A 25,907-nucleotide genomic window follows, 5' to 3' on the forward strand; every position below is an offset into this window, starting at 1 on the left:
GGTGACCGCGACGCTCAGCCCGCCCCGGGCGCTGCCCGAGGCCACGGGGCGGGTGCGGCAGAGCCTGGCCGAGCGGCTGGCCCCGTACGCCTACATCGCCCCGTTCTTCCTGCTCTTCGCGGTCTTCGGGCTCATCCCGCTGCTGTTCACGTTCTACGTCGCGCTGTTCGACTGGAATCCCATCGGCGAGCACGTCTTCATCGGCCTGGACAACTTCACCCGGCTGGTCGGCGACACCCGGTTCTGGAACGCGGTCTGGAACACGATCAGCATCTGGCTGCTGTCCACCGTGCCGCAGCTCCTGGTGGCGCTGGTGCTGGCGCACCTGCTCAACCACGCGCGGCTGCGGCTGGCGGTGTTCTGGCGGATGTCGATGCTGGTGCCGTACATCACCTCGGTGGCGGCCACCACGATCGTCTTCGCCCAGATGTTCGACCGGGACTACGGCCTGCTCAACTGGCTGCTCGGCCTGGTCGGTGTGGGGCCGATCGACTTCATGCAGGCGGGGTGGGGGAGCCACGTCGTGATCGCCGTGATGGTGGCCTGGCGCTGGTTCGGTTACACCACGCTGCTCTACCTGGCCTCGTTGCAGGCCGTGCCCAAGACGATCTACGAGGCCGCGGCGGTGGACGGCGCGGGCGCCTGGAAGCAGTTCCGGCACATCTCCATCCCGTCGCTGCGGCCGGTCATCGTGTTCACGGTCGTCACCTCCACCATCGGCGGCCTGCAGATCTTCACCGAGCCGCTGCTCGTCGCCCGGACCTCCCCGCTCACCTGCGGCCCGGTCCGGCAGTGCCAGACGCTCACGCTCTTCCTGTACGAGCAGGGCTTCGGCCAGTTCGAGTTCGGCTACGGCTCCGCCATCGGCGTGGCCCTGTTCGTCCTGATCATCGCCGTCGCGTCGCTCAACTACGTCCTGTCCACCCGCATCCGCCCGGAGCGCTCATGAAGAAGGCCGACCGGGTCCGGTGGTGGACCTACCTGCTGCTCGGAGCGGCCGCGCTGGCCTGCCTGTTCCCGCTGTACTGGATGTTCGTGGTGGCCACGACGGACACGGCGACCGCCCACAAGCTGCCGCCGGAGATCGTCCCCGGCGGGAACTTCTTCCACCTGGCCGGGCTCGTCTTCTCGACGGTGCCGTTCGTCCGCTCGATCGTCAACAGCCTGGTCGTGGCCGGCTCGATCGGGGTGGGGCACGCCGTGTTGTGCTCGCTGGCCGGGTTCGCCTTCGCCAAGCTGCGCTTTCCCGGCCGCAACGCGTTGTTCCTCGTCGTCGTGCTGACCATGACGGTGCCGACCCAGCTCGCCGTCATCCCGCAGTACATGATCATCTCTTCGCTGGGATGGGTGGACACCCTGCAGGCGCTCATCGTCCCTGGGCTGGCCAGCGCGTTCGGCATCTTCTGGATGCGCCAGCACCTGGCCACCACCATCAGCGACGAGATCCTGCAGGCCGCCCGCATCGACGGGGCCGGCACCTGGCAGATCTTCTGGCGGATCGCGTTCCCGCTGGTGCGGCCGGCCGCGTTCGTGCTCGGGCTGCTCGGGTTCGTCAGCGCGTGGAACGACTTCCTGTGGCCGTTCATCGTGCTGAAGTCGCCCGAGATGTACACCGCGCAGATCGCCATCAAGGCGCTGCAGAACAGCTACTCGATCGATCTCGGCCTGGCCATGTCGGGCTCGTTCCTGGCCACCCTGCCGCTGCTCGTGCTGTTCGTCTTCGTCGGCAGGCGCATGGTCGCCGGGATCATGGACGGTGCTTTCAAGGGCTGAGCCCGCGACGGACGGAGGTGCGGACACCGGGACCCGCGAACCACCCACCACTCGATCAGGCCGGCCGGTCGCCGACCGCGGCCGGCCCGTCAAGGGAGTTCTCGTATGTTCTTGTTACCCCATCACTCCAGCTCGCGCCGCCGCGGCGGGCGCCGGCTCCCCACGGCGGTCGCCGCCGGGATCATGGCGATCGCGGCGGCGATGCTCGCGCCGCTGCCGGCCACGGGAGCGGCCACGGCGGGCACAACGACGGACACAGCAGCGGGCACAACGGCTGACACAACGGCGGACGCGCCGTGGCTGACCGTCTCCGAGGACGGCTTCCTGTCGTTCAGCGTCCCGGCGGCCGCCGTCGAGGCCGCCGTGGGCCAGGTGTCGCAGCTCAACGTGGAGGGCAACTTCGGCCCCTCCTTCGCCTGGGCGGACTACGGCCTGACCCGCCGGGGTGACCTCTGGACGGGGACGATCGGCCCGTTCAAGCCGGGGCTGTACTCGTACCAGATCACCGGCGACGACACCAAGGGACTCAAGGACCCCACCAACAGCACCACCGTGGCCTCCAAGCCGCTCTGGAGCACCTTCGTCGTGCCCGGCGACGCGGCGCGTCCGCTGATGGACGTGCCCCAGGGGCAGGGCGGCAAGGTCGAGACCCTGACCTACCGGACCGGGGGCGAGGAGCGCTCGGCCCGGGTGTGGACGCCACCGGGGTACGCGGCCAAGGGCCCCAAGGGCTATCCGGTGCTGTTCCTGCAGTCCGGCGACGGCTGGAGCGCCACCGACTGGCTCGACCTCGGCCGGGCCGGGCAGATCCTCGACAACCTGTCGCTCCAGAGGGCCGTCGAGCCGATGGTGGTCGTGATCAGCGACGGTGACGGCAAGGACCTGCGGGATCTCCGGAACGCGGTGGCGGCCCGCTACCGCGTCCTGCGCGACCCGGCGCACCAGGCGATCGCCGGTGTGGCGGAGAGCGGGACGCGGGCCGTGCGCGCCGCTCTGTCCCGCCCGGACGAGTTCGGCTACGTCGGCTCGTTCTCGGGCCTCCTGACGGACGGCGCCGCCCGGCCGGATGTGAACGCTATCAACCGTCACCTCAAGCTGCTGCGCCTGTACACGGGGAACGTGACGGACCCGGCGTACAACGCGACCGTCCGCCTGACCAGGGCGCTGGACCGGGCCCGGATCAGGTACGAGTTCGACGGGGTCAACCCCGACGCCGGAGCGAACTGGAACGCCTGGCGGGAGAACCTCATCGACTTCGCGCCGCGGCTGTTCCGCAAGGTGGCGGACCACGGCCCGAGCGCCGGTCACGGGCGGCTGAAGGGCGAGTTCAATCCGCCGGCGCCCGGCACCACCCCGACGCCGTTCGTGTCCAGGGACGGCTTCGTCACCTTCGAGACCACGGCGGACTTCAAGGACGCCCAGCACGTCAAGGTGTGGGCGAACTGGGCGCCCAACGGGAGCTGGCTGCGCATCCCGATGACCCGCGCGGGCGACCGGTGGCGGCTGACCGTGGGCCCGCTCGACCCGTGGTTCTACTACTACCAGTGGATCGTGGACGGGGTCGCGGCCAAGGACGTGTCGAACCCGACGAAGATCACCACGGAGCCGAACTGGAGCAGCTTCCTCATCGCCGGGGCGCGCTCGCGCCTGCTCTCGGACGTCCCGGCCGGCCGGGGCGGCAAGATCGAGAGCCTGACCTACCGGAGCAACGTCGTCAACCAGGACCGGACCGCGCTGGTGTGGACCCCGCCGGGCTACGACCCGGACCGCGCGCAGCCGTACCCGGTCTTCTACCTCCAGCACGGCGGCGGCCAGAGCTACACGGACTGGGTCGAGATGGGACGCGCCAAGCAGATCCTCGACCACCGTTTCCTCGACGGTGACCTGGTGCCGATGGTGGTCGTGATGGGCAACGGCAACGTGCCCGACTTCAACAAGGAACTGCTGGAGAACCTCGACCCGGCCGTCCGCGCCCGCTACCACGTCTCCGACGACCCGGCGCGGCAGGCCCTGGCCGGCCTGTCGATGGGCGGCGGGCAGACGTTCGGGATGCTCAAGGCGCACCCGGGCCGGTTCGCCTACGTGGCGGCGTTCTCCGCCGGGTTCGGCAGCGCCGCGGGGGTCGACGCGGCGGCGATCAACAGCGGGACCAAGCTGCTGCGCCTGTACGTCGGCGACCGGACCGACTTCGTCAACCCGTCGTTCATGGCGTCCCTGGCCACGCTGGACAGCCTCGGGATCCGCTACGAGTTCGACGGGGTCACCCCGGGGCCGCACGGCTGGGACGTGTGGCAGAAGAACCTCATCGACCTGGCGCCCCGCCTGTTCCGGCGCTAGGCGGGCCCTCCGGCCGCGGCGGGCCCCGGGTGCCGGGGCCCGCCGCGCGCACGGTGCAGTACGATCACGCCAGTTCGTGATCTTCTCCGGGAAAGGGACTCCCCTTGACGCTTCGCAGGAAACTGTCCGTCGTGCTGGCGGCGTGCAGCATGGCGATCCCGCTGTCGGCCGTGGCGGCGCAGCCCGCCCTGGCCACCGGCGGCAGTTGCGGGTCCGGGTACACCTTCTTGTCGTCGTACCCGTTGCGCGCCTACGGCACCGTCGGCGGCTACCTGAGCCTCTACTACAACCCGTCGAACGGCTACAACTGCGCCATCACGCGGGTCAAGGCGGCCTGGGACGGCGCGGCGAGCCACATCTCGGCCTTCCTGAGCGACGGCGACTCCCGCATCGTCAGGGACCCGAAGCTCGACAGCGGCGTCAACTACCACTACTACGCGGGCCCGGTCCGGCTGTACCTGAAGGGCCAGTGCGTCTACGCGAGCGGGTCGCTGAAGTACGGCGGCGACACCTACACCACCGGCGACGCCGCGCTCGGAGTCCACTGCGGTTGAGCCGCCCGCGTCAGGGTCCGAGGCCGGTCGCGCCCCTACAGGCCGGCCGGCTCCGTCATGACCGCCGCGACATAACGTCATAGCAATATTGATCTTAGACGGCATAGCTCACGAGCAATAGTCTCGCCCTCGTTCGCACTACGAGAACGCAACGAGGAGGGATCTCCATGCTCGCCGTGGCCGTGCCCCGGACGGCACCCGTGGGATGGGTGCTGCGGGCCGTCGTCAGCGCCCACCTGGTGGCGATCGCCGGGCAACCGGTGTTCGCCGGGGTGTACCTGACCGGTGACTACGCCGGTCTGAGCCTGCACTCGACCGGCGCCGACGTCGTCACCTCCATCGGTTACCTCCAGGTGGCCGTCGCGATCGCGGTGTGGGTCCGGCTGCGCCGCGCCTGGCCGTTCCTCGCCACGGCGGCCGTGGTGGCGGCCGAGACGGCGCAGTACTTCGCCGGGCTGGACGGAGCGCTGTGGCTGCACCTCCCGCTGGGCGTGACGACCGTCGCCGCGGTCGTGGTGCAGTTCATCGACGTGTGGCGGCGGCCGCTGCCGCGCCGGGGAGGCGACGATGCGTGACCACCGCGGCGTGACCAGGCGGCGGGCGCTGGGCATCGGGGGAGTGCTCGGGCTGACGGCGGCCACCGGGATGACGGGCGCGGCCGCGATGGCCCGCCGCCCCTCGGTCACCGGTGCCGAGCTGCGCAGCGCCGTGCCGCTCCCGGCCCCGTTCCAGGTGCCGCTGCCGGTTCCCGCCGTGCTGAAGCCGGTGAGCACCTCCGGCGGCGCCGACCGTTACGAGATCATCCAGCGCGAGGTGGACGCGGAGATCCTGCCCGGGGTCACGACGCCGCTGTGGACGTACGGCGGGACCTTCCCCGGGCCGACGATCGAGTCGCGCCGCGGCCGGCCGGTCACCGTGTCGCACCGCAACGAGCTGCCCGTGCCGACGGTCGTGCACCTGCACGGCGGCCGGACCCCGGCGGCCTCCGACGGGTACCCGACCGACCTGGTGTTGCCCGCGGGTTGGCAGGAGCACGCCACGCACCCGGGGCACGGCACGGGGGACGGCAGCGGGCACGGCGCGGGACACGGCACGGGGCACATGACCGGGCACGGCATGCGCGACCCGAGGGCCGTGGTGACCGAGCTGACGAGGGACTACACCTTCCCGCTGGACCAGCGGCCGGCGTTGTTGTGGTACCACGACCACCGGATGGACTTCACCGCTCCCGCGATCTGGCGCGGCCTGGCCGGGCTGCACATCGTGCGCGACGACGCCGAGGACGCCCTCGGCCTGCCCGCCGGGCCGCGCGAGCTGCCCCTCGTGATCGCCGACCGGGCGTTCGCCGCCGACGGCGCCCTCGCCTACCCCGCGCTCGACCCCGCCCTGCGCGCCCGGCCGGGCGTCCGGGAGCCGTACCTGGCCGGGGTGCTCGGCGACGTCATCCTGGTCAACGGCGCCCCGTGGCCGGTCCACGAGGTCGACGCGGCCCGTTACCGGCTGCGCGTCCTCAACGCCTCCAACGCCCGCCACTACGAGCTGGAGGCGGTCACCGCCGACGGGCGCCGGCTCGACCTCGTCCAGGTCGGCGCCGACCAGGGGCTCCTCGCCGCCCCGGTCGTCCACACCGCGCTGCCGGTCGCGCCCGCCGAGCGCTACGACGTGGTGGCCGACTTCGCCGGCCTCCCGGTCGGCTCTCTGGTCAGGCTCGTCAACAGGCTCGGCACCGGGCGGACCCGCGACGTGATGGCCTTCCGGATCGCCCGCAGGGCCGCCGACGACAGCCGCGTCCCCCGCGCCCTGTCCACCGACCTGCCGGCCTGGCGGCGCCAGGACGCCGTCCGCGAGCGTGACCTCGCCTTCCGCTCCGGGCGCACGCACGCGGGCCACGGCTGGCTCATCGGCGGCCTGCCGTTCGACCCGGCCCGCACCGACGTCACCGTCCGGCTCGGGGACGTCGAGGTCTGGCGGCTGGTCGCCGACCTCCACCATCCCGTCCACCTGCACCTGGCGGCCTTCCGGATCCTCTCCCGCAGGGGCCGGCCGCCGCTGGCCCACGACGCGGGCCTCAAGGACACCGTGTCGCTGCGGCCCGGCGAGGCAGTGGAGATCATCACCCGGTTCGACGGCTACCGCGGCCGGTACCTCTTCCACTGCCACAACGCCGAGCACGAGGACATGGGCATGATGGCCAACCTGGAGGTCGTCTAGTAGTCGATGAACGCGTACAGCGCCCGGTGGTTGGACCTCGTGCCGCTCACCGTGTGATCGACGGCCGACGGGCGCACGGCACCCTTGACGAACAGGTAGTCGATCTTCCTGGTGCCCATCGTCGGCTGCGAGCCGTGGCCGGTCATGCCGAAGCCGCCGAGCGTGGCGGGGGCGATGCCGGTGCGGTTGGCGTCGATGCCGACCAGGCGGATGGTGGAGGCGTTCAGCAGGCTCGTGGCGTCGGCGCCGAGGCGGATGCCGGTGCCGCCGATGCCCCGGTCACCCGCGCCCGCGCAGGCGTTGGCGCCGTTCTGCTCCGGCAGGTGCATGGTGGCGGCGAAGACGGTCGTGCCCGTCGCGCGGATCGTGAACCTGGCCGCGATGGCGCTGGTGCGCTTCCACTTGTACTGGTTGGTGGCGCCCTCGTCGTTGTCCGGCGGCTTGTAGAGGGTGCATCCGGCTCCGCCGCCGTACGGCGTGCCGGGCTTGAGCCAGCCCGCGCTCCAGTACTTGGAGACGTCGCCGGCGGCCAGGCTCAGGGTCCTGGTGTTGTAGACGAGCGCGTTGGTCTGCTTCTTCTTCAGGTCGCCGAGCGCCGGGTCGTCGCAGTGGTGCGTGCCGCCCCACGCCTCGGGGTCGGTCCAGGCCACGATCGCCCGGTACGTGCCCGCGGGGTAGCCGAACTTGGCCGAGAGCTGGTCGGCGTAGGCGCCGGCCTGGCCGGCGCCGCGTACCTGCTGGACGATGAGCAGGTCGGGGGCCGCCACGCCGGAGGTGCCCGGCCGGCCGTCGGCGTCCACCAGGATGGACGCCAGGTGCTGCGGGCCGGTGACGCGGGTGCACGAGCCGTCGGCGTTGTTGGTCACCAGGTTCTCGACGTTGTTGCTGTAGACCCGTAAGACGCGCTCCGCCACGGCCGTGCGGTGTGCCTGCGCGGGGGGCGTGGCGGTCAGGACGGCCGCCGCCGTCACGAGCGCCGCCACGGCGGATGATCGCCGGATGAGAGACATCACCGAAGAGTAGCGATCATCCGGCCGCTCCCGCTCCCCTTCGGCGAGCGGCCGGGCGATCGTGCGGCTCAGTCCGGGTAGGGCCGGTTGAACCGGGGCGGGGTGAACGGGACGTACCGCGGGGCGGGGTCGGCGCCCAGCGCCGCCGCGCGGGCGTTCATCGCCGGGGCGGAGGTCGCGGGCCAGTGGCCGCTCCGCAGCCGGTCGAGCATCGTCACCAGCGCCGCCTGCTGCTCAGTCGGGGAGAAGTCGCAGTGGCCGGCGGTCTCGGTGTACGTCTGGCGCAGCAGGGAGCCGGCTCCCGCGCGGCGCGCCTTCTCCTCGTACGACTGCTGCTGGGCGACGGTGGAGATCTGGTCACCGGTGCCGGACAGGGTCAGCACGGGGATCCGCAGCCGGCCGTCCAGGACGATGCCGCGGGAGAACCGCTCGACGGCGCCCGGGTCGGCCGCGATGCGCGGCGCGGCGGCCAGGCTCCTCAGGTCGGCCGCGAGCTCCAGGCCCGCCGCCGCGTACAGGTCGCCGACGGCCCGCCGGAGCGCCGGGTCGGCCAGGCGCAGGTGCCTGGCGTAGTCCACGCCGGTGTTCCAGGACGGGTTCCCGCCGACCACCGCCATGATCTGGCGCCGGCTGCTCATGGCCTGCCCGACGTAGGGCAGGGGCCCGCCGGCGAGCGCGAGGTAGGCGCCCTGCTCCAGGGCGGCGGCGTCCCCGCGGTCCGGGGGCGGCGGCGTGGTGCCGTCGGGGTTGCGGCCCCAGGCCGGTAGCTGGCCGATCGCGGCGGCCAGGGCGATCCTGGCCCGGCCCTCGGGGGTGCGCTGCGCCGCGGCGAGGGCGTCGAGCCACGCCTTCCTGGCCGACTCGACGTCCTCGGGGATGTCGATGACGGGCAGTCCGGGCGCGATCAGGCGCTCCAGCACGAAGAGCGTGTCGAGCTTCTGGTTCCACTGGGCGACGGACCCGCTCAGCCCGCCGCACATCGGGACGGCCGCGTCGAAGGTGCCGGGGTGGACCTGGGCGACGCCGGCGGCGACGAAGCCTCCCATCGAGGTCCCGGAGGCGATCGCCCGGCGGGCCGGGCCGTAGGCCCGTTCGAAGCGGGCCAGCGCCTCGGCCTGGTTGTCGATGGCGGAGCGGATGTCCCAGCCGGTGACGGCCCGGCTCGTCCCGCCGCGGGCCACGCCGTCGGCCAGCAGCCGCGCGGTCAGGGGCTCGCTCGGGCCGGGGCCGGCGAAGTCGAGGGCGACCACCACGGTGCCGTTCCAGCGGGCCGGGACGACGAACTCGTAGGGCGTGCCGTCGTCGAGGGTGCCGCTGACGCAGGTGGGGCGGGCGGGGGAGCCCGGCAGGCACGGCGTGCCCCCGGGAGGCCCGGCGGAGGCGCCGGCGGTGGCGGTTCCGCCGAGGGCGGTCACCACCGCGACGGCCAGGCACGCGATCGTCTTCCCGCGGGTCACAGCGGCAGTCCCTTCGACTCGACGGTCCAGCCGTCCTGGGAGCACAGCCCGCAGTCGGGGCCGATGAAACGTGCCCCGGCGGCCCGGTCCCCACGCAGGACGTAGTCGAACCAGTCCGCGGCCACCTGCCAGCCCTCGGTCGTCTCCAGGCCCGCGATCAGGCCGACGTGGCCGGCCGCGGCGTCGGAGGCCAGGACGGCGGGGACGTCGAGCAGGGCGTAGTTCTCGACGCTGTTCTGGTACGCCACGTCGTCAGGACCGCCGTTGACCAGCAGCGTCGGCGTGTGCAGGCCGGCCAGCCGGTCGCGCCCGTAGCCGCCGAAGCTCGGCTCCGCGAAGTACCCGGTGTTGAACCCGGCGACCGCGTCGATCATGGGATCGGTCCCGGCGGCCAGGGCCTCGATGCCGCCGCAGCTGTGGCCGAGCACGCCGACCCGCGTCGGGTCCACGCGCCCGTCGAACTGCTTGCGGGCCTGCTTCGACCCGGTGGCCCAGCGGGCGGCCGCGAGGAGCGCCTCGGGGTGCGCCGTCGTCCGGTCGGGGGTGCTGGGGACGGGGAACTCGTCCAGCCCGCCGTTGGCCACGACGACGTATCCCTGGGAGGCCAGGCCGGTGAGGAACGCCATGCCTTCGAGGTTGCTCGTCGCGCAGGCGCCGTTGCCGTGGACGATCACCGGCAGGCTGCCTTTCGGCAGGGCCTTGAGGTCGGCCGGGCGGTAGACGGTGTGGCCGGGCAGCCCGTCGGCGGCCTCCCGGACCGTGGCCAGCACGGCCGGCGCCGGGGCACCGGCGGCGGGAGGCTTCGGGGACGGCGGACTCTGGGCGGGCGACGCGGGCGACGCGGGCGACGTGGGTGACTCGGGCGGCGCGGACGACGCCGCGGCGCCGCCGGAGCCGGCGAGGACGACCGCCGCCACGGTCGCCGCCAGCAGGGAGCGGGCGGTCAGGGAACGGGCGGTCAGGGAACGGGCGAACACGATGCGTTGCCTCCACGGGTGAGAGACGGGCAGGGGGTGTTGGCTGGGGCCCGGCGAGGCGGCCCGGCGGGATGGCCCGGCGGGATGGCCCGGCGGGGTCCGTGCATGGCCGGCGGGGCGCCCGGAAGCCGTCGTGAGGCATATGTCAGTCGCCAACGGAGACGATCGTTCAACTTTATGTCACCGATGTCAATCCCCTGATTACCCTCCCGGTCGCGCGACGGAAGGCGTAGGATGCGCACGACCCACCTCGGCGGGCGATCGGGCCGGCGCCAGAAGCATGACACTTCAGTTACGAGCGCATTCGTAAGCGTTGTCAATATACTCGTGTTGTGAATGATCGTGAGCTGTCCGAGGCAGGGGACGTCGACTTTCCGCGCTTCCAGGTGGGCGCGCCCCCGCAGCACCTGATTACGACGCTTCTCGGCGACTACTGGATCAGCCGCCCCGAGCAACTGCCGTCCGCGGCCCTGGTGCGGCTGACCGAGGAGTTCGGGGTCTCCGCCGTCGCGGCGCGGGCCGCGCTCAGCCGCCTGGCCAAGCGCAACCTGCTGGAGTCGTCCAAGAGCGGCCGGCGCACCTACTACCGGCTGACCGACCGGGCCGCCGCGGTGATGCTGGAGGGCAGGCAGCGGATCATGTCCTTCGGCCTGGAGCGGGGCGCGTGGGACCGGACCTGGGTGATGGCGGCGTTCTCCATCTCCGAGGAGCAGCGCGACCTGCGCCACGCGCTGCGCGCGCGGCTGCGCTGGCTCGGCTTCGCCCCGCTCTACGACGGGCTGTGGGTCTCGCCCACGGCCGACGCCGACAGGGCGGCGGCGGTGCTCACCGAGCTGGGGATCCCCACGTCCACGGTCTTCCGCGCCGAGGCCCTGGACCTGCCGGGCCTGCGCGCCCCGCAGGAGGCGTGGGACTTCGACGAGCTGCGGCGCACCTACGAGGAGTTCGTGACCCGGTACGCGCCCCTCCTGGAGCGGGTCCGCAAGGGCGCGGTCGGCGCGTCGGAGGCGCTGGTGGCGCGTTCGGGGATCATGGACACCTGGCGGACGTTCCCCAACCACGACCCCGACCTGCCGGCCGAGCTGCTGCCCGCCGACTGGCCGCGCGCCGCCGCCCGCGACCTGTTCGTGGAGATCTACGACACCCTCGGGCCGCTCGCGGAGTTCCGGGTCAGGCAGATCGTCGCGGAGTTCGAGCCGGAGCTGGCCGAGCTGGTCGCCCACCACCGGACCGGCTCCATCCTCGCGCTCACCTGACCGCCGGCCCCGCGTCCGCGCTGCACAGCCGCCTCTTGACAGGTGTGCACCCTTAGGTGTGACACTTATCCCAACGACCGCAAGAACAACTGCATCGTTAACCGGTCGCGGAAGGACCACCATGAGATTCCCCAGGACCATTCTCGCGGGTGTGGCGGTTTTAACTCTCGCCGGCGCCGCCGCTTGCGGCGGAGACAGCGGCGAGAGGCAGCGGCCGGCCGGTGCGACGGCTCTGTACGACGCCCTGCCCGATGGCATCAAGGAAACGGGCGTCATCCGATTTGCCGGGGATTCCCACCCGCCCTACCGGATCGTCGCCAACGACGGCAAGACCGTCACCGGCATCGACAAGGAGCTGCAGGACGCCCTCGGCAAGGTGCTGGGAGTCCGCACCGAGATCTCGATCGTCAGCGGCCTGCCCGCGGCGCTGTCCGGCATGCTCGCCTCCAGGTACGACGCCTTCAACGGGCCGGTCAAGGACAGCGCCGAGCGCGAGAAGCAGTTCGACGCGATCGTGTGGATGGTCACCCGCACCTCCTACCTGATCCCCAAGTCCGGCTCCTCGGCCATCAAGAGCTCGGCCGACCTGTGCGGCAAGCGCGTCGCGGGCACCGCGGGCAGCATCGTGGAGGACCAGGCCAAGCGCCTGACCGAGTGGTGCGCCAAGCAGGGCAGGAAGGGCATCGACTTCGTCGGCTTCGCCGACACCAACGGCACCATCCTGGCCGCCAAGTCCGGCCGCGCCGACGCGGCCGGCATGACCGAGAGCGCGGCCCTCGACGTGATGGGCAAGGAGAAGGACGCCTTCACCTACGTGACGCAGACCGACGAGCAGGGCGCCGGCGTCGACCAGCTCGCGATGCTCGTGCCCAAGTCCAGCGGCCTCGGCCCGGTCATGCTCGACGCGTTCGAGGAGATCTTCAAGAACGGCGAGTACAAGAAGATCATGGACAAGTACGGGCTCCAGAACGTGGCGGTGAAGGAGCCCAGGATGAACACCGCGGCGACGCCATGAGCGTGCCGCCCGGCGCCGTGGACGTCGCCTCGGCCCGCCCCCGCGTCCGCCCGCTGCGCTGGGTGGCCGGAGCCGTGCTGCTCGTGCTCCTCGCGCAGTTCGCCTGGTTCCTGCTCACCAACCCGCGGTTCGAGTGGCCGGTGGCCGGCAAATACCTGTTCGACCCGAACATCCTGCGCGGCCTCGGCATGTCGCTGCTGCTCACCGTCATCGGGATGGTGCTGGGCAGCGCGCTGGGGGTGCTCCTCGCGGCGGGCAGGCTGAGCGGCTTCGCGCCGATGGCCTGGGCCTGCGGCGTCTACGTCGCGGTCTTCCGCGGCATCCCGCCCCTGGTGCAGCTCATCTTCTGGTTCAACCTCGGCTACCTGCTGCCGCGGATCTCGCTGGGCGTGCCGTTCGGGCCGACCTTCGTCTCGTGGCCGACCAACTCCGTGATCAGCTCGCTGACCGCCGCCATCATCGGGCTCACCCTTCACGAGGCCGCGTACATGGCCGAGATCGTCCGGGCCGGCATCCTGGCCGTGGACGGCGGGCAGCGCGACGCGGCCCGCGCGATGGGCTTCACGGCCGGGCAGAGCTTCGTCAAGGTCGTGCTCCCGCAGGCGATGCGGGTGATCGTCCCGCCCACCGGCAGCCAGTTCATCAGCCTGCTCAAGGGCACCTCGCTGGTCAGCGTGATCGCGATGGCCGACCTGCTGTACTCGGTGCAGGTGATCTACAACAGGACCTACGAGATCGTGCCGCTGCTGATCGTCGCCTGTGCCTGGTACCTGGCGGTGGTCACCGTGCTGTCGCTCGGCCAGCGGCGCCTGGAGCGGCACTTCGGAAAGGGGCAGCGGTGAGCGACACGCCGGTCCTGCGCGTCCGTGGCGTGCGCAAGCGGTTCGGCGACCACCAGGCCCTCGACGGGGTGGACCTGGACGTGCACGAGGGCGAGGTCGTCACCGTCATCGGCCCGTCCGGGTCGGGCAAGTCCACCCTGGTCCGCTGCGTCCACCAGCTGGAGAGCATCGACGGCGGGGCCATGTACCTTGACGGCGAGCTGCTCGGCTACGAGATGCACCGGGGCCACCTGCGCCCCCTGCCGGACCGCCGCGTGGCCGCCCAGCGCGGCCGCATGGGCATGGTCTTCCAGCAGTTCAACCTGTTCCCGCACTGGAGCGTGCTGCGCAACGTCGTCGAGGCGCAGGTGGCGGTGCACCGTCGCCGGCCGGGGGAGGCGCGCGAGGAGGCGCTGCGGCTGCTGGACCGGGTGGGGCTCGCCGGCAAGGCGGACGCCCACCCCCGGACGCTCTCCGGCGGCCAGCAGCAGCGCGTCGCCATCGCCAGGGCCCTGGCCACCCGTCCGCGGATCATGTTGTTCGACGAGCCCACCAGCGCGCTGGACCCCGAGCTGGTGGACGAGGTGCTGAGCGTCGTGCTCGACCTGGCCCGCGGCGGCATGACCATGATCATCGTGACGCACGAGATGAGCTTCGCCCGCGAGGTGGCCGATCGTTGCGTCTTCATGGAGCAGGGCCGGGTGGCCGAGGTCGGCACCCCCGAGGAGATCTTCGACAACCCGGCCTCGCCCCGCCTGCGCGCCTTCCTGTCGCGCTTCTCCGGGCGCGCCGCGCAGGCCGCCGACGAACGCATGCTTGAGGAGGAGACCACCTCGTGAGTCTCACGGTAATGGCCGTCGGCGACCTCGTCGTCGACGAGCCCGACCCCGCGTCCTTCTTCGCCCCGGCCAGGGAGACGCTGGGCCGGGGCGACGTGGTGATCGGCCACGTCGAGGTGCCCCACAGCACGTCCACGGCCCAGGTCAGCACCGACGTCCCCGCGCCGCCCGCAGATCCGGCCGCGCTCTCCGCGGTCGCCGAGGCCGGCTTCCACGTGGTGACGCTCGCGGGCAACCACGTCTACGACGCCGGCGACCAGGGGGTGGCCGACACGATCACGTACGCCTCCGAGGCCGGGCTGGCCACCGCGGGCGCCGGCCCGAGCCTCGACCAGGCCCGCCGCCCCGCCGTCGTGGAGCGCGACGGGCTGCGCGTCGGCGTGCTCAGCTACAACTGCGTCGGCCCGCGCGAGTCGTGGGCCACCAGCCGCAAGCCCGGCTGCGCGTACGTCAAGGTGCTGACCCACTACGAGCTGGACCACGCCAGCCCCGGCGGGCCGCCCGCCGTCTACACCTTCGCCGACCCCGCCTCCCTGGAGCGGATGGCCGAGGACGTGGCGGCCCTGGCCGCCGAGGCCGACATCGTGCTGGTGTCGCTGCACAAGGGCGTCGGGCACACGCCCGCCGTCCTGGCGATGTACGAGCGGCCCGTGGCCCACGCCGCCGTGGACGCCGGCGCGCACGCGGTGTTCGCCCACCACGCCCACATCATGCGGGGCGTCGAGATGTACCGCGGCAGGCCGATCTACCACGGGCTGGGCAACTTCGTGACCGTCACCCGCGCGCTGACGCCCGCGGCCGGCGACGAGGGCGAGCGGGCCGCGTGGGCGCGCCGCAGGGTCGAGCTGTACGGCTTCGCCCCTGACCCGGACATGCCGTACTACCCCTTCCACCCCGAGAGCCGGAACACCGCGATCGCGCTGTGCCGCTTCGACCGCGACGGCCTGGTCTCGGCCGGGCTGGTGCCCTGCTGGATCGACGACGCCGGCCGGCCGGTGCCGCTCGGGAACGACGAGGAGGGCCGGCGGGTCGTGGCGTACATCGAGGACATCACCCGGCGGGCCGGGCTGCGGACGGAGTTCCGCTGGGAGGGCGAGGAGGTGGTGCTGCGTGGCTGAGCGCCCGCTCGCCGGCCGCACGGTGATCGACCTGACCACCGCGCTGTCCGGGCCGTACGCCACCCTGCTGCTCGCCGGGCTCGGCGCCCGCGTGATCAAGGTGGAGAACCCGCTGACCGGCGGCGACAGCTCCCGCAACAACGCCCCCTACCTCGGCGCCGACGGGCTGACGCTGGCCCGCCGCGAGGACGACGACATGTCCGTGTCGATGCTCCTGCGCGGCCGCGGCAAGCAGAGCGTCACGCTCAACCTGAAGCATCCCAAGGCCCGCGACGTCCTGGCCGAGCTGGTCCGGGTGTCGGACATCATGATCGACAACTACAGCGCGGGGGTCACGGCGCGGCTCGGCATCGGCCACGACTGGGCCAGCACGATCAACCCGCGCATCGTGTGCACCTCGATCAGCGGTTTCGGCGCGCAGGGCGGCCCCGGCTCGGGCAAGGCGATGGACACGATCATCCAGGCGCTCAGCGGCGTGATGATGACCGCGGGCGCGCCCGGCGAGCCGCCGGTCCGCTTCGGGCTGCCGGTGGGCGACCTGGTCGCGCCGCTGTACGCGGTGATCGGCACGCTCGCCGCGGTCCTGCGGGCCGACGCGACCGGCCAGGGCCAGCACGTGGACGTGTCCATGCTGGGGGCGCTCACCTCGCTGGTGGCGTGCGAGCCGTTCGACGCCTACGAGAAGCTGGGCCTGCCCATGCGCACGGGGACGACCGTGCCCAGGCTGGCGCCGTTCGGAACGTTCCCGGCCGCGGACGGCTGGTTCGCGCTGTGCGGCCCCACCGACGCCTTCGCCCGCGGCCTGTTCGCGGCGATGGGACGCGACGACCTGGCCGCCGACCCGCGCTTCGCCTCCCGGGACGCGCGCGTGGCCAACGCCGGGGAGCTGCACGAGCTGGTGGGCTCGTGGGCGGCGCGGCGCCCGCTCGCCTCGGTCCTCGACCTGCTCACCCGGCACGGCGTGCCCGCCGCCGAGGTGCGCGAGCCCGGCGACGCCGTACGCGACCCGCTCGTGCTGGAGCGCGAGGAGGTCGTGCCGCTGGAGCACCCGCGCCACGGCCGCCGCGCGGACCTGTACGGGACCGGCGTGCCGATCCGCTTCTCCGCCTCGGAGGCGGCGCTCGACGGGCCGGCGCCCGGCCTCGGCGAGCACAACGCCGAGGTCTACGGCGGGCTGCTCGGCTACTCCGACGACGAGCTGAAGGCGCTGGCCGGGGAAGGGGTGATCTGACGTGCCCACGGCGCTGGCCGCGCTGGAGGAGGCGTACGCCCGGCGCGGCGCGCCCCCGGCGGAGCGGACCGGCGGGGCCCCGGTCGTCGGCTACGTCGGGGCGGACCTGCCGGTGGAGCTGCTGACCGCCGCCGGAGTCCACGCCCTCCGCCTGACGGGCGACCCGGACTCCGACTCCGCGCCCGGCGACCGGTACCTGGGCCGCGGGGTGGACCCGGCGGCCCGCTCGGTGCTCGCCCGGCTGCTCGACGGGTCCTTCGGCGCGCTGGAGCGCGTCGTGGTCACGCACGACTGCGAGGCGTCCCTGCGCCTGTTCTACGCGCTGCGCGAGCTGGGCCGCGTGGAGCCGGGCGCGGGCGTGCCCCAGGCGTACCTGGTGGACCTGCTGCACCTGCCGCACCGCACGACCGCCCGCTACAACCGCCGCAGGATCGGCGAGTTCGCCGCCCGGCTGGAAGCCTGGACCGGCCGCCCCCTCGACCTGGCCGGCGCGGTGGCGGCGCACGACGAGCGGCGCCGGCTGCTGGCCGCCGCCGCCGAGCTGCGCAGGGCCGTGCCCGCCCGGCTCACCGGGCGGCAGTTCCTCGCGGTGGCCAACGCGGCCCTGCCTGTGGCCGAGCACGTCGCGCTGCTGGAGCGGCTGCTGGCCGAGGCGGGAGAGCTGGCCGAGCACACCGGGCGGCGGGTCTTCCTGAGCGGCAGCGACCACGACACGCCGCACGTGTACGAGGCCGTCGAGTCCGAGGGCCAGGTGATCGTCGGCGAGGACCACTCCTTCGGCGACCTCGCCGTGACCGGGCCGGTCGGCGCGGGCGGCCTCGACGCGCTGGCCGAGCACTACCACCACCACGTCGGCCCGACCGCCCACCGGGCCACGGCGGGCGAGCGGGCCGCGTACGCGGCGGCGGCCGTGCGGCGCTGCCGGGCCGAGCTGTTCGTCGCCTACTGCCGGGCCGGGGACGAGGCCCCGGCCTGGGACTTCCCCGCGCAGCGCGCGGCGCTGGACATCCCCGCCGTGCTGCTGGAGCGCCAGGAGTACGGGCGCGTCGACCTGGCCGCCCTGCGGAAGGAACACCCATGCCCGATGTGAGAACGCGCAGCGTGAAGTCCCTGGCCACGGCGGCCGAGGCCGGCAGGCACCAGCGCGAGTGGTTCGCCGACCTGCGCCGCCGGGTGGCCGGCGGCGAGCCGTTCGCCCTGCTCAACGCGGACGTCCCGCACGAGATCTTTCGCACGATGGACATCCCGTACGCGGTCAGCCAATGGTGGGCGTCGCTGGTGGCCGCCAAGCAGCGCTCCGGGCACTACCTGGAGCTGGTGCGGCGGCGCGGCTACCCCGACTACTCCGAGCAGTACAACTCGGTCACCCTCGGCTCGGCGTTCGACCCGGAGCCGGAGGCCGGCCCGTGGGGCGGCCTGCCCAGGCCGGACATCGTCGTCGGCGACGCCTCCGGCGACGTCACCCGCAAGATCTTCGACCTGTGGGGCCGCGAGCCCGGCGTCACCTTCTATCCCCTGGAGAGCGCGGCCGAGAACGAGCTGCCCGTCAACTGGTGGGAGCTCATGCCGCACCGGTGGGAGGAGGCCGTCGGCCCGGCCAGGCTGGACCTGCTCACCGCGGAGCTGGAGAACCTGGTCAGGTTCCTGGAGACCACCACCGGCAGGCGCTTCAGCGAGTCCCGCTTCCGGGAGGTGATGGCCCTGGTCAACGAGCAGGAGGAGTGGAACAGGAAGGCGCGCGACCTCATCGCCCGTGCCCGGCCCGCGCCGCTCGGCGTCGTGGACAGCATCCCCAGCGTCATGCTCCCGCAGTGGCACCGCGGCACCGAGTGGGCCAGGGACCTCGCCAGGCGCTTCTACGAGGAGGTGCGCGACCGGGTCGAGTCGGGCCAGGCCGCCTGCCCGGGCGAGCGGGCCCGGCTGATGTGGATCGGCCGCGGCCTCTGGTACGACATGGGCTTCTACCAGCGCTTCCAGGAGGAGTACGGCGCGGTGTTCGTCTGGTCGATGTACCTCGCCATCGCCGCCGACGGGTACATCCGCTACGGCGACGACCCCATGAGGGCACTGGCGGCGCGCTTCGCCGCCTTCAGCGACCAGCTCTACACCCCGCCGTGGTCGAGCGAGTGGTACGTCAAGGAGGCCCGCCTGCACGGCATCGACGGCGTGGTCCACCTGGTCTCCGACGACCCCCGGGGCAGCTACTTCACCGCCAGGGCGCTGGAGGCGGCCGGGTTCCCGGTGATCGAGATCCACGCCGACAACGTGGACACCCGCACCTTCGGCGACGACGTGGCCGCGCGGGTCGGTCAGTGGCTGGAGGACGTGGTCCTGACCTGACCGGGATCGCCGGGCCGCCGCCGCAGGCCGGAGGTCTCGACGATCGCCGAGGCCAGCCGCGCGGCGGGCGGCTCGTAGCCGCGGGCGAGCGCGTGGAAGACCTGCTCGGCGCGGATCGCCGGCCAGTCGGGCGGCAGGTGCTCGGCGGGCAGGTGCGGGTCCTGCCGGATGAGCTGCAGCCAGTCGGCGTGCAGCAGGAGCTGGCGGGCGAGGTCGTCGGGCGCGGCCGGCACGGGGCGCGGGGTGTCCCAGCGGTCGAGGAAGTGCCGGTAGCGTCCGGCGATGCGCTCGGTGTCGAACGCCTTGCGGACCAGGTCGGCCGAGTCGGTGGGCCGCAGCGCCCGGGCCTGCAGCACGGTGACGTGGTCGGCCACCCGCAGCCCGGCCGAGGCGACGCGGGCGAGGACGTCGCCGACGTCCTTCGTGCCCGGGGCGGCCCACAGCCCGCTCTGCAGCAGGCCGAACCCGGCCCAGACGAGCTGGGAGCGCAGGTCGTGCCGGATGGCGCGCAGGCTGTCGGGGAGGGAGAACCCGACGAGGGTCCAGGTGCCGTCCCAAGCGCGGTTGACCGCGCCGGTCTCCCAGACGCGGCGGCGCCCGTCCTCCAGCACCTGCTCGGCGCGTTCGGTGAGCCCGAAGTACGTCCTGCGCCCGCGCCGGTGCCGGGCCAGCAGGCCCCGCTTCACCATGCGGGCCAGGGTCGAGCGGACCGCCTCCTCGGAGACGCCCAGGCGGGCGAAGACCTCGATGAGGCTCCCCGAGGAGACGGCGACGCCGCGGCCCAGCACGTAGATGCCCAGGAAGCTGAACAGCAGGGCCTGCGGCCGCGCGGCCGACGCCGCCTGCTCGTTGTCGTCACCCTCGGTGCGCGTCACAGCACGAGCGTAGGGAAACCACAGACGTTGGGCAAATCATTGACGGTCGTCGCAAAAGTGACATATGTTCGCGTCATCGCCGTACAACTCAGGGGAATCTCATGGATCTTTCCGGCAAGGTCGCCGTTGTCACAGGTGCGGGCCGTGGGCTCGGCCGCGCGTACGCCGAGGCGCTGGCCGCGGCCGGGGCGGCGGTGATCGTCAACGACGTGGACGCCGAAGCGGCGGCGCGGGTCGTGGCGGCCATCACCGCCGGCGGCGGCCGGGCGCGCGAGGTCGTCGCCCCGGTCGGATCCGCCGAGGTGGCCGACCGGCTGGTCGCCACCGCGGTCGAGGAGTTCGGCCGGCTGGACGTGATGGTCACCAACGCCGGCATCCTGCGCGACCGGGTCCTGTGGAAGATGTCGGACGACGACTTCGACGCGGTGATCGACGTGCACCTGCGCGGCACGTTCACCTGCGCGCGGGCCGCGGCGGTCCGGATGCGCGAACAGGGGAGCGGCGGCCGGCTGATCCTGATCTCCTCGCCGGCGGGCCAGCGCGGGAACTTCGGCCAGACCAACTACGCGGCCGCCAAGGCCGGCATCGTGGCGATGGCCAGGACCTGGGCGATGGAGCTGGCCAGGGCGGACGTCACGGTCAACGCCGTCGTGCCGGTGGCAGCCACGGAGATGACCAGGACCATCCCCGCGTTCGCGCCGATCATCGAGGAGGCCGAGCGCACCGGCCGGCCGTTCCCCGCCTGGCTGCGCAGGGACGAGGGGCTGGGCACGGTCGAGGACGTGGCGGGGCTCGTCGTCTTCCTCGCCTCCGACGCCTCCGCCGGGGTGACCGGCCAGGCGATCGGGATCGGCGGCGACCGCCTCGCCCTGTGGTCGCACCCCGCCGAGAAGGCCGTCGCGTTCGCCGACGGCGGGTGGACGGCCGAGGCCATCGCCGCCTCCTGGCCGTCGGGCGTCGGCGCCGAGCCGGAGACGTACGGCATCCCCGCGCCCAAGGTCCCCGCCGCCGACGGGCAGGGAGCCTGACATGGCGGCCATGAACGTCGCCGATCTGGTCGCGATCGACGTGCACACCCACGCGGAGGTCTCCAAGGACGGGCACGGCTCGCTGAGCCCGGAGCTGTTCGGCGCCTCCGAGGACTACTTCAAGGCCCACGGGCACCGGCAGCCGACCATCCCGGAGATGGCCGCGTACTACCGGGAGCGGAAGATGGCCGCGGTGGTCTTCACCGTGGACGCCGAGCACGCCACCGGGCACCCCCGCATCTCCAACGAGGAGGTCGCGGAGAGCTGCGCCGAGCACGCCGACGTGCTGATCCCGTTCGCCAGCGTCGATCCGTGGAAGGGCCGGGCGGGCGCGCGCGAGGCGCGGCGGCTGGTCGCCGAGCACGGCGTGCGCGGGTTCAAGTTCCACCCCAGCATCCAGGGCATCGCCCCCAACGACCCGGTGGCCTACCCGCTGTACGAGGCGATCGAGGAGCTGGGCGTCCCGGCGCTGTTCCACACCGGGCAGACCGGCATCGGCGCGGGCGTGCCCGGCGGGGGCGGCATCCGGCTCAAGTACAGCAACCCGATGCTGGTGGACGACGTGGCCGTGGACTTCCCCGAGCTGCGCATCATCCTGGCCCACCCGTCGTTCCCGTGGCAGGACGAGGCGCTGGCGGTGGCCACCCACAAGCCGTACGTCTACATCGACCTGTCGGGCTGGTCGCCGAAGTACTTCCCGCCGCAGCTCGTGCGCTACGCCAACACGCTGCTCAAGGACAAGGTGCTCTTCGGCTCCGACTACCCCGTGATCACCCCGGACCGCTGGCTGGGTGACTTCGACAAGCTCGACATCAAGCCCGAGGTCCGCCCGAGGATTCTGAAGGACAACGCCGTACGCCTGCTCGGGCTCGGCACCCAGGAGAGGACGACAGAGGCATGACCACCACGGCGCACGGACTCGACGGGATCAGGGCGCTGGCCGGCAAGGACCTCGGCCACAGCGGCTGGCTGGAGATCGCCCAGGAACGGGTGAACACCTTCGCCGACGCCACCGACGACCACCAGTGGATCCACGTCGACCCCGCCAGGGCCGCGGACGGGCCGTTCGGCGGCACGATAGCCCACGGCTACCTGACCCTGGCCCTGGTCATCCCGCTGTTCAACGAGCTGCTGGACATCCAGGGCGTGAAGATGAGCATCAACTACGGCCTGGACAAGGTCCGCTTCCCCAGCCCGGTCAAGGTGGGCGCCAGGATCCGCCTGGCCGCCGTCGTCGCCTCGGTCGAGGACGTCCCCGGCGACGGCGTGCAGATGCACCTCGACTTCACCGTCGAGATCGAGGGCGCGGGCAAGCCGGCCTGCGTCGCCCGCGCCATCTACCGGCACTACGCCTGACGCCGCCCGCACGGAGGACCCCACCCCCTCAGCGACAGGAGAGCGAACACCGATGCGCAACGCCGGACTGGGCGGCTGGCCCGCCCGCCGGGCCCGGATGACCCCGGACCGGACCGCGTTCATCCTCGCCGACCGGCCCGTCACCTACGCCGAGGTCCACGAGCGGACCACCCGGCTGGCGTCGCGGCTGCGCGCGTCCGGGGTGGCGGCCGGTGACCGGGTCGCCTACCTCGGCCGCAACCACGTCGCCTTCGCCGAGACGATGTTCGCCGCGCACCTGCTCGGAGCGATCTTCGTACCGCTGAACTTCCGCCTGGCCGCGCCCGAGATCGGCTACATGCTGGACCACTCGGGCGCCAAGGTGCTGGTCTACGCTCCCGAGTGCGCCGGGACGGTCCGGGCCCTGCCGGACCTGGCGGCCCCCCTCCAGGAGGTCGTCGCCCTCGACGCCCCGGCGCCGGGGGAGCGGCACTACGAGACCTGGCTCGCGGAGGGCGACCCCACCCCGATCGACACGCCCGTGCGGCTGGACGACACGGCGCTCATCCTCTACACCTCCGGGACCACCGGGCGGCCCAAGGGCGCGATGCTCACCCACGGCAACCTCGTGTGGAACTGCTTCAACATGCTGCTCGGCGTCGACGTCACCAGCGAGGAGGTGACGCTGATCAGCGCGCCGCTGTTCCACGTCGCGGCCCTGAACCAGACCCTGCTGCCGACCTTCCTCAAGGGCGGCCGCTCGGTGATCATGCCGTCGTGGGACGTGGACGAGTGCTACGACCTCATCGAGAAGCACCGGGTCACCTGGATGTTCGGGGTGACCACGATGTTCGCCGCGTTCGCCCGCTCGCCCCGGTGGGCCGGCGCCGACCTGTCGTCGCTGCGCCACCTCATGGCCGGGGGCGCGGCGGTCCCCTCCGCGCTGATCCGCACGTACCAGGCGCGGGGCCTGGTGTTCTGCCAGGGGTACGGCCTCACCGAGACCGCTCCGGGCGCCACCTTCCTCGAAGCCAGCCAGAGCACGCGCAAGGTGGGCTCGGCGGGCGTGCCGGTGTTCTTCACCAACGTGCGGGTCGTCCAGCCCGACGGCACGGACGCGGCGCCGGGACGGCCGGGCGAGGTCCTCGTCCAGGGGCCGAACGTGACCCCCGGCTACTGGCGCGACCCGCAGGCGAGCGCCGCCGCGTTCGCCGAGGGCGGCTGGTTCCGCTCCGGCGACGTCGCCGTGCTGGACGAGGACGGCCACCTGTACGTCATCGACCGGGTCAAGGACATGTACATCTCGGGCGGCGAGAACGTCTACCCGGCCGAGGTCGAAGCCGCCGTCTTCGAGCACCCGGCCGTCGCCGAGGTCGCCGTGATCGGTGTGCCCGACCCCACCTGGGGCGAGACCGGCCGCGCCTTCGTGGTCCCGCGCCCCGGCGCCGGCGTCACGGCCGACGAGCTGCGCGCCTTCCTCCGCTCCCGCCTGGCCAAGTACAAGATCCCGATGTACGTCGACATCATGGACGACCTCCCGAAGACCGGCTCCGGCAAGATCCAGAAACCCCGCCTGCGCCACCTCCCGCTCCCGGGCTCCGGCCCGTCCGGAGACACCGGTCTCCACGCGCACCCGGCCGATACTTCGACGGACGATATATAGTCGGTTCGTGATCGGCATGACGGAGGCGACGTACTTCATCCTCGTCGCCTTGATGGAAGAACCGCTCCACGGATACGGGATCATCAAACGGGCCCGGGCCAAGTCGCTCGGCGAGGTCGATCTCGCCGTCGGCACCCTGTACAGCGCGCTCGACCGGCTCTCGGAGACCGGCTGGGTACGGCTGGACCGCGAGGAGACCGTCAACGGGCGTCCGCGGCGCTACTACCGCATCACCGACGACGGCGTGCGCGCCGTCCGCGCCCAGGCGGCCCGGTTGCAGCGCGCCGCCGCACTCGTCCTGCGGCCGAGCGGGGCGACGAGCGGATGAGCCACGCCCTCGAACGCCGTTACCGCCGCCTCCTGCGGGCCTACCCCGAGCACTACCGCGCCGAGCACGGTGAGGAGCTGATCGGCACGCTGATGGAGGCGGCCCGGCCCGGCGCCCAGCGGCCGCCGCTCCGCGAGACGGCACACCTCCTCGCCGGCGGGTTCACCGCCCGCGTCCGGGCCGCCCGCGCGCCCGGCGTGCCGCCGTGGGCCGACGGCCTGCACCTCGGCGCGGTGGTCGTGGCGGTGGCCACCTTCGCGCAGTTCCCCGTCCTGCCGTACGTCAACTATCCGGCGTGGACCGTGCTCGGGATCGTCCTGATGGTGGCGCTTGTGCGCGGATGGACGCGTGTCGCGGCCCCTGTCGCGGCGGTGGCGGCGGTGTGGACGAGCTGGCCCATCGTCTGGGGAGGGTTCTACGTCCCGGTGGTCAACCTCGGTCCGCTGTACGGTGACCTCGCGCCGGTCGCGCCCTACTGGGTGGTCGCGGTCGTCTCGGTGGTGCTCGCCGTCCGGCGGGCGGGGGCGGACCGCACGGCCGGGAGGGTCCGGTGGTGGGGCGCGACGATGCCCGCCCGATCGTCGCGGTGGTTGCTCGTCCCGCTGGCCGGATGGGCGCTGCAGCTCACGCAGGTGCCGACGTACGAGCCCACCTGGGTCGTCTCGCGGGCCGGCGTCGAGGTGGCGGCCCTGCTGCTGGTGCTGGCCGCCACGCTGACCGCCAGGGACGGCCGCTGGGCGCTGGCGGCCGCCGTCCACTTGCTTCCCGGCCTGGTCTACCTGGCCGAGAACCTGCTGGTGACCAGCGCTCGCGGCTTCCTGTACTGGGGCGTGGTCACCGCTCTCGTCGTGGCCTCCCTGGTCGCCGCCCGCCGGGTGCACGCCAAGGCGTGACCGCCGGTCGCCGCGCAGGGGCTGTCAGCTGGTGGCGCCCCAGGTGAGGGAGAGGCCGGTGGCGGCGCGTTCGGTGCGGATCTCCATCATGCTGCCGAGGATGGTGGCGTGGTCGGACACCACGGGCGTGGCGTCGAGCGTGTAGGTGATCCGGGTGCTGACCAGCACCGGGCTGCCCTGCGGCTCGTGCAGGTGGCGGGCCGCGGCGGCGTCGAGCAGGCCGGGCCTGACCACCTCGGACGCCCGCGCGACCGCCACTCCCTCGTCGGCGAGCGCCGTGTAGAGGGAGACGGCCGTGAAGTCGCGCTCGCGGATCCGGTCGGCCACCGGCCGGCGGACCCACGACACCTGGTGCACGGCGGGCCGCCCGGCGAACTCGCGGATCCGCTCCAGCCGCAGGGCGCTGTCGCCGGGACGCAGCCGCAGCTCCGCGGCGATCGGGGCGGGGACCCGGCGCACCGCCCGCCCGGCCACCACGGTACGCACGTCGTGCCCCTGCTTGCGCAGGTCGTCGACCAGGCTGCGGAGCGAGTCGAGCTGGTACGCCAGGTGCGGCGGCGCGACGAACGTGCCCTTGCCCGGCCGCTGCACGATCAGCCGCTCGTCGCTGAGCTCCCGCAACGCCTGGCGCAGCGTCATGAGGGTCACCCCGTAGGAGGCGCTCAGCTCCCGTTGCGGCGGCAGGGCCTCGCCGGGGGCGTAGTGCCCCGACCGGATCTTGGCGGCGAGGTCGGCGGCGATGGCGCGGTATCTCGCCTCGTGCCCGGCGTCGGGGGTCATCGTGGTCGGTCACGCTCCTGGTCAGAGGGTCGGTGGGTCAGGTGGTCGGCGGGTCAGAGGGTCGGC

Annotated in this window: 25 protein-coding genes; 20 read left to right on the forward strand and 5 right to left on the reverse strand. The window is 72.9% G+C overall.

Annotated elements, in window-relative coordinates:
- Position 1: 1 nt before the first annotated feature.
- From AB0H75_RS42050 to AB0H75_RS42075, 6 genes are all read left to right on the forward strand, one after another.
- A complete protein-coding gene (locus tag AB0H75_RS42050) occupies positions 2–949 on the forward strand; it encodes a carbohydrate ABC transporter permease (protein WP_367806050.1) in 948 nt (315 codons plus the stop codon).
- On the forward strand, positions 946–1,773 hold the full coding sequence (locus AB0H75_RS42055; protein ID WP_367806052.1) for a carbohydrate ABC transporter permease: 828 nt from the start codon (positions 946–948) through the stop codon (positions 1,771–1,773). Before AB0H75_RS42050 ends, AB0H75_RS42055 begins: the two co-directional genes overlap by 4 nt.
- 105 nt (positions 1,774–1,878) lie before the next feature.
- On the forward strand, positions 1,879–4,110 hold the full coding sequence (locus tag AB0H75_RS42060) for an alpha/beta hydrolase (protein ID WP_367806054.1): 2,232 nt from the start codon (positions 1,879–1,881) through the stop codon (positions 4,108–4,110).
- A 104-nt stretch (positions 4,111–4,214) separates the two neighbouring features.
- The gene (locus AB0H75_RS42065) at positions 4,215–4,664 is read left to right on the forward strand and encodes a hypothetical protein (RefSeq protein WP_367806056.1); all 450 of its coding nucleotides are present in this window, start codon (positions 4,215–4,217) and stop codon (positions 4,662–4,664) included.
- Between the two features lie 167 nt (positions 4,665–4,831).
- Positions 4,832–5,239 carry a hypothetical protein gene (locus AB0H75_RS42070; protein WP_367806058.1) on the forward strand — a complete coding sequence of 136 codons (408 nt, stop codon included), beginning with the start codon at positions 4,832–4,834 and terminating at the stop codon, positions 5,237–5,239.
- Positions 5,232–6,875, forward strand: a complete 1,644-nt coding sequence (locus AB0H75_RS42075; RefSeq protein ID WP_367806060.1) for a multicopper oxidase family protein — start codon at positions 5,232–5,234, stop codon at positions 6,873–6,875. Before AB0H75_RS42070 ends, AB0H75_RS42075 begins: the two co-directional genes overlap by 8 nt.
- On the opposite strand, the gene AB0H75_RS42080 is transcribed toward AB0H75_RS42075, so the two are convergent.
- From AB0H75_RS42080 to AB0H75_RS42090, 3 genes are all read right to left on the reverse strand, one after another.
- On the reverse strand, positions 6,872–7,885 hold the full coding sequence (locus AB0H75_RS42080; protein WP_367806062.1) for a hypothetical protein: 1,014 nt from the start codon (positions 7,883–7,885) through the stop codon (positions 6,872–6,874). The two genes, AB0H75_RS42075 and AB0H75_RS42080, sit on opposite strands and share 4 nt — an antisense overlap.
- Positions 7,886–7,953: 68 nt before the next feature.
- Positions 7,954–9,342, reverse strand: coding sequence for an alpha/beta hydrolase family protein (locus tag AB0H75_RS42085; protein WP_367806064.1), 1,389 nt, complete (start codon positions 9,340–9,342; stop codon positions 7,954–7,956).
- Positions 9,339–10,319: an alpha/beta hydrolase family protein gene (locus AB0H75_RS42090; protein ID WP_367806066.1), complete on the reverse strand. Its 981-nt coding sequence runs from the start codon at positions 10,317–10,319 to the stop codon at positions 9,339–9,341. The genes AB0H75_RS42085 and AB0H75_RS42090 overlap by 4 nt, the downstream gene beginning before the upstream one ends.
- 332 nt (positions 10,320–10,651) lie before the next feature.
- Here AB0H75_RS42090 and AB0H75_RS42095 point away from each other — a divergent pair, with 332 nt between their 5' ends.
- From AB0H75_RS42095 to AB0H75_RS42130, 8 genes are all read left to right on the forward strand, one after another.
- Complete coding sequence (locus AB0H75_RS42095; RefSeq protein WP_367806068.1) at positions 10,652–11,575, forward strand: PaaX family transcriptional regulator C-terminal domain-containing protein; 924 nt, start codon at positions 10,652–10,654, stop codon at positions 11,573–11,575.
- Between the two features lie 121 nt (positions 11,576–11,696).
- Complete coding sequence (locus AB0H75_RS42100) at positions 11,697–12,590, forward strand: transporter substrate-binding domain-containing protein (protein WP_367806070.1); 894 nt, start codon at positions 11,697–11,699, stop codon at positions 12,588–12,590.
- Positions 12,587–13,432 (forward strand): amino acid ABC transporter permease, encoded by an 846-nt coding sequence (locus AB0H75_RS42105; protein ID WP_367806073.1) that lies wholly within the window; start codon positions 12,587–12,589, stop codon positions 13,430–13,432. Before AB0H75_RS42100 ends, AB0H75_RS42105 begins: the two co-directional genes overlap by 4 nt.
- Positions 13,429–14,250 carry an amino acid ABC transporter ATP-binding protein gene (locus tag AB0H75_RS42110; protein WP_367806075.1) on the forward strand — a complete coding sequence of 274 codons (822 nt, stop codon included), beginning with the start codon at positions 13,429–13,431 and terminating at the stop codon, positions 14,248–14,250. Before AB0H75_RS42105 ends, AB0H75_RS42110 begins: the two co-directional genes overlap by 4 nt.
- On the forward strand, positions 14,247–15,368 hold the full coding sequence (locus tag AB0H75_RS42115; RefSeq protein WP_367806077.1) for a CapA family protein: 1,122 nt from the start codon (positions 14,247–14,249) through the stop codon (positions 15,366–15,368). Before AB0H75_RS42110 ends, AB0H75_RS42115 begins: the two co-directional genes overlap by 4 nt.
- Entirely contained in the window at positions 15,361–16,599 is a 1,239-nt protein-coding gene (locus tag AB0H75_RS42120; RefSeq protein WP_367806079.1) for a CaiB/BaiF CoA transferase family protein, read from the forward strand. Before AB0H75_RS42115 ends, AB0H75_RS42120 begins: the two co-directional genes overlap by 8 nt.
- 1 nt (position 16,600) lies before the next feature.
- Positions 16,601–17,689, forward strand: coding sequence for a 2-hydroxyacyl-CoA dehydratase (locus AB0H75_RS42125; RefSeq protein WP_367806081.1), 1,089 nt, complete (start codon positions 16,601–16,603; stop codon positions 17,687–17,689).
- Positions 17,677–18,939, forward strand: coding sequence for a 2-hydroxyacyl-CoA dehydratase (locus AB0H75_RS42130; RefSeq protein WP_367806083.1), 1,263 nt, complete (start codon positions 17,677–17,679; stop codon positions 18,937–18,939). Before AB0H75_RS42125 ends, AB0H75_RS42130 begins: the two co-directional genes overlap by 13 nt.
- Here the strand turns inward: AB0H75_RS42130 and AB0H75_RS42135 are convergent.
- Positions 18,909–19,814, reverse strand: coding sequence for a PaaX family transcriptional regulator C-terminal domain-containing protein (locus AB0H75_RS42135; protein WP_367806085.1), 906 nt, complete (start codon positions 19,812–19,814; stop codon positions 18,909–18,911). The two genes, AB0H75_RS42130 and AB0H75_RS42135, sit on opposite strands and share 31 nt — an antisense overlap.
- A gap of 101 nt (positions 19,815–19,915) precedes the next feature.
- On the opposite strand from AB0H75_RS42135, the gene AB0H75_RS42140 reads away from it, so the two are divergent.
- The 6 genes from AB0H75_RS42140 to AB0H75_RS42165 are packed head-to-tail and all read left to right on the forward strand — an operon-like array spanning position 19,916 to position 25,061.
- On the forward strand, positions 19,916–20,842 hold the full coding sequence (locus tag AB0H75_RS42140; RefSeq protein ID WP_367806087.1) for an SDR family oxidoreductase: 927 nt from the start codon (positions 19,916–19,918) through the stop codon (positions 20,840–20,842).
- A gap of 10 nt (positions 20,843–20,852) precedes the next feature.
- On the forward strand, positions 20,853–21,743 hold the full coding sequence (locus AB0H75_RS42145) for an amidohydrolase family protein (RefSeq protein WP_367806201.1): 891 nt from the start codon (positions 20,853–20,855) through the stop codon (positions 21,741–21,743).
- Positions 21,740–22,198 (forward strand): MaoC family dehydratase, encoded by a 459-nt coding sequence (locus tag AB0H75_RS42150; protein ID WP_367806089.1) that lies wholly within the window; start codon positions 21,740–21,742, stop codon positions 22,196–22,198. The genes AB0H75_RS42145 and AB0H75_RS42150 overlap by 4 nt, the downstream gene beginning before the upstream one ends.
- A gap of 52 nt (positions 22,199–22,250) precedes the next feature.
- Positions 22,251–23,840: a long-chain fatty acid--CoA ligase gene (locus AB0H75_RS42155; protein WP_367806091.1), complete on the forward strand. Its 1,590-nt coding sequence runs from the start codon at positions 22,251–22,253 to the stop codon at positions 23,838–23,840.
- Between the two features lie 16 nt (positions 23,841–23,856).
- A complete protein-coding gene (locus AB0H75_RS42160; protein WP_367806203.1) occupies positions 23,857–24,168 on the forward strand; it encodes a PadR family transcriptional regulator in 312 nt (103 codons plus the stop codon).
- Positions 24,165–25,061 carry a hypothetical protein gene (locus AB0H75_RS42165; RefSeq protein WP_367806093.1) on the forward strand — a complete coding sequence of 299 codons (897 nt, stop codon included), beginning with the start codon at positions 24,165–24,167 and terminating at the stop codon, positions 25,059–25,061. The genes AB0H75_RS42160 and AB0H75_RS42165 overlap by 4 nt, the downstream gene beginning before the upstream one ends.
- A gap of 24 nt (positions 25,062–25,085) precedes the next feature.
- Here AB0H75_RS42165 and AB0H75_RS42170 read toward each other — a convergent pair whose 3' ends face one another.
- Positions 25,086–25,841, reverse strand: a complete 756-nt coding sequence (locus AB0H75_RS42170) for a GntR family transcriptional regulator (protein WP_367806095.1) — start codon at positions 25,839–25,841, stop codon at positions 25,086–25,088.
- Positions 25,842–25,907: the final 66 nt, after the last annotated feature.

The sequence above is a fragment of the Nonomuraea sp. NPDC050783 genome (genome assembly GCF_040802095.1).
Taxonomy (GTDB): Bacteria; Actinomycetota; Actinomycetes; order Streptosporangiales; family Streptosporangiaceae; genus Nonomuraea.

Coding starts and splice junctions, on each gene's coding strand:
- AB0H75_RS42060 (WP_367806054.1), top strand. CDS start 1,879: ATGTTCTTGTTACCCCATCACTCCAGCTCGCGCCGCCGCGGCGGGCGC.
- AB0H75_RS42070 (WP_367806058.1), top strand. CDS start 4,832: ATGCTCGCCGTGGCCGTGCCCCGGACGGCACCCGTGGGATGGGTGCTG.
- AB0H75_RS42160 (WP_367806203.1), top strand. CDS start 23,857: ATGACGGAGGCGACGTACTTCATCCTCGTCGCCTTGATGGAAGAACCG.
- AB0H75_RS42145 (WP_367806201.1), top strand. CDS start 20,853: ATGAACGTCGCCGATCTGGTCGCGATCGACGTGCACACCCACGCGGAG.
- AB0H75_RS42080 (WP_367806062.1), bottom strand. CDS start 7,885: ATGTCTCTCATCCGGCGATCATCCGCCGTGGCGGCGCTCGTGACGGCG.
- AB0H75_RS42055 (WP_367806052.1), top strand. CDS start 946: ATGAAGAAGGCCGACCGGGTCCGGTGGTGGACCTACCTGCTGCTCGGA.
- AB0H75_RS42100 (WP_367806070.1), top strand. CDS start 11,697: ATGAGATTCCCCAGGACCATTCTCGCGGGTGTGGCGGTTTTAACTCTC.
- AB0H75_RS42170 (WP_367806095.1), bottom strand. CDS start 25,841: ATGACCCCCGACGCCGGGCACGAGGCGAGATACCGCGCCATCGCCGCC.
- AB0H75_RS42165 (WP_367806093.1), top strand. CDS start 24,165: ATGAGCCACGCCCTCGAACGCCGTTACCGCCGCCTCCTGCGGGCCTAC.
- AB0H75_RS42105 (WP_367806073.1), top strand. CDS start 12,587: ATGAGCGTGCCGCCCGGCGCCGTGGACGTCGCCTCGGCCCGCCCCCGC.
- AB0H75_RS42155 (WP_367806091.1), top strand. CDS start 22,251: ATGCGCAACGCCGGACTGGGCGGCTGGCCCGCCCGCCGGGCCCGGATG.
- AB0H75_RS42140 (WP_367806087.1), top strand. CDS start 19,916: ATGGATCTTTCCGGCAAGGTCGCCGTTGTCACAGGTGCGGGCCGTGGG.
- AB0H75_RS42150 (WP_367806089.1), top strand. CDS start 21,740: ATGACCACCACGGCGCACGGACTCGACGGGATCAGGGCGCTGGCCGGC.
- AB0H75_RS42075 (WP_367806060.1), top strand. CDS start 5,232: ATGCGTGACCACCGCGGCGTGACCAGGCGGCGGGCGCTGGGCATCGGG.
- AB0H75_RS42130 (WP_367806083.1), top strand. CDS start 17,677: ATGCCCGATGTGAGAACGCGCAGCGTGAAGTCCCTGGCCACGGCGGCC.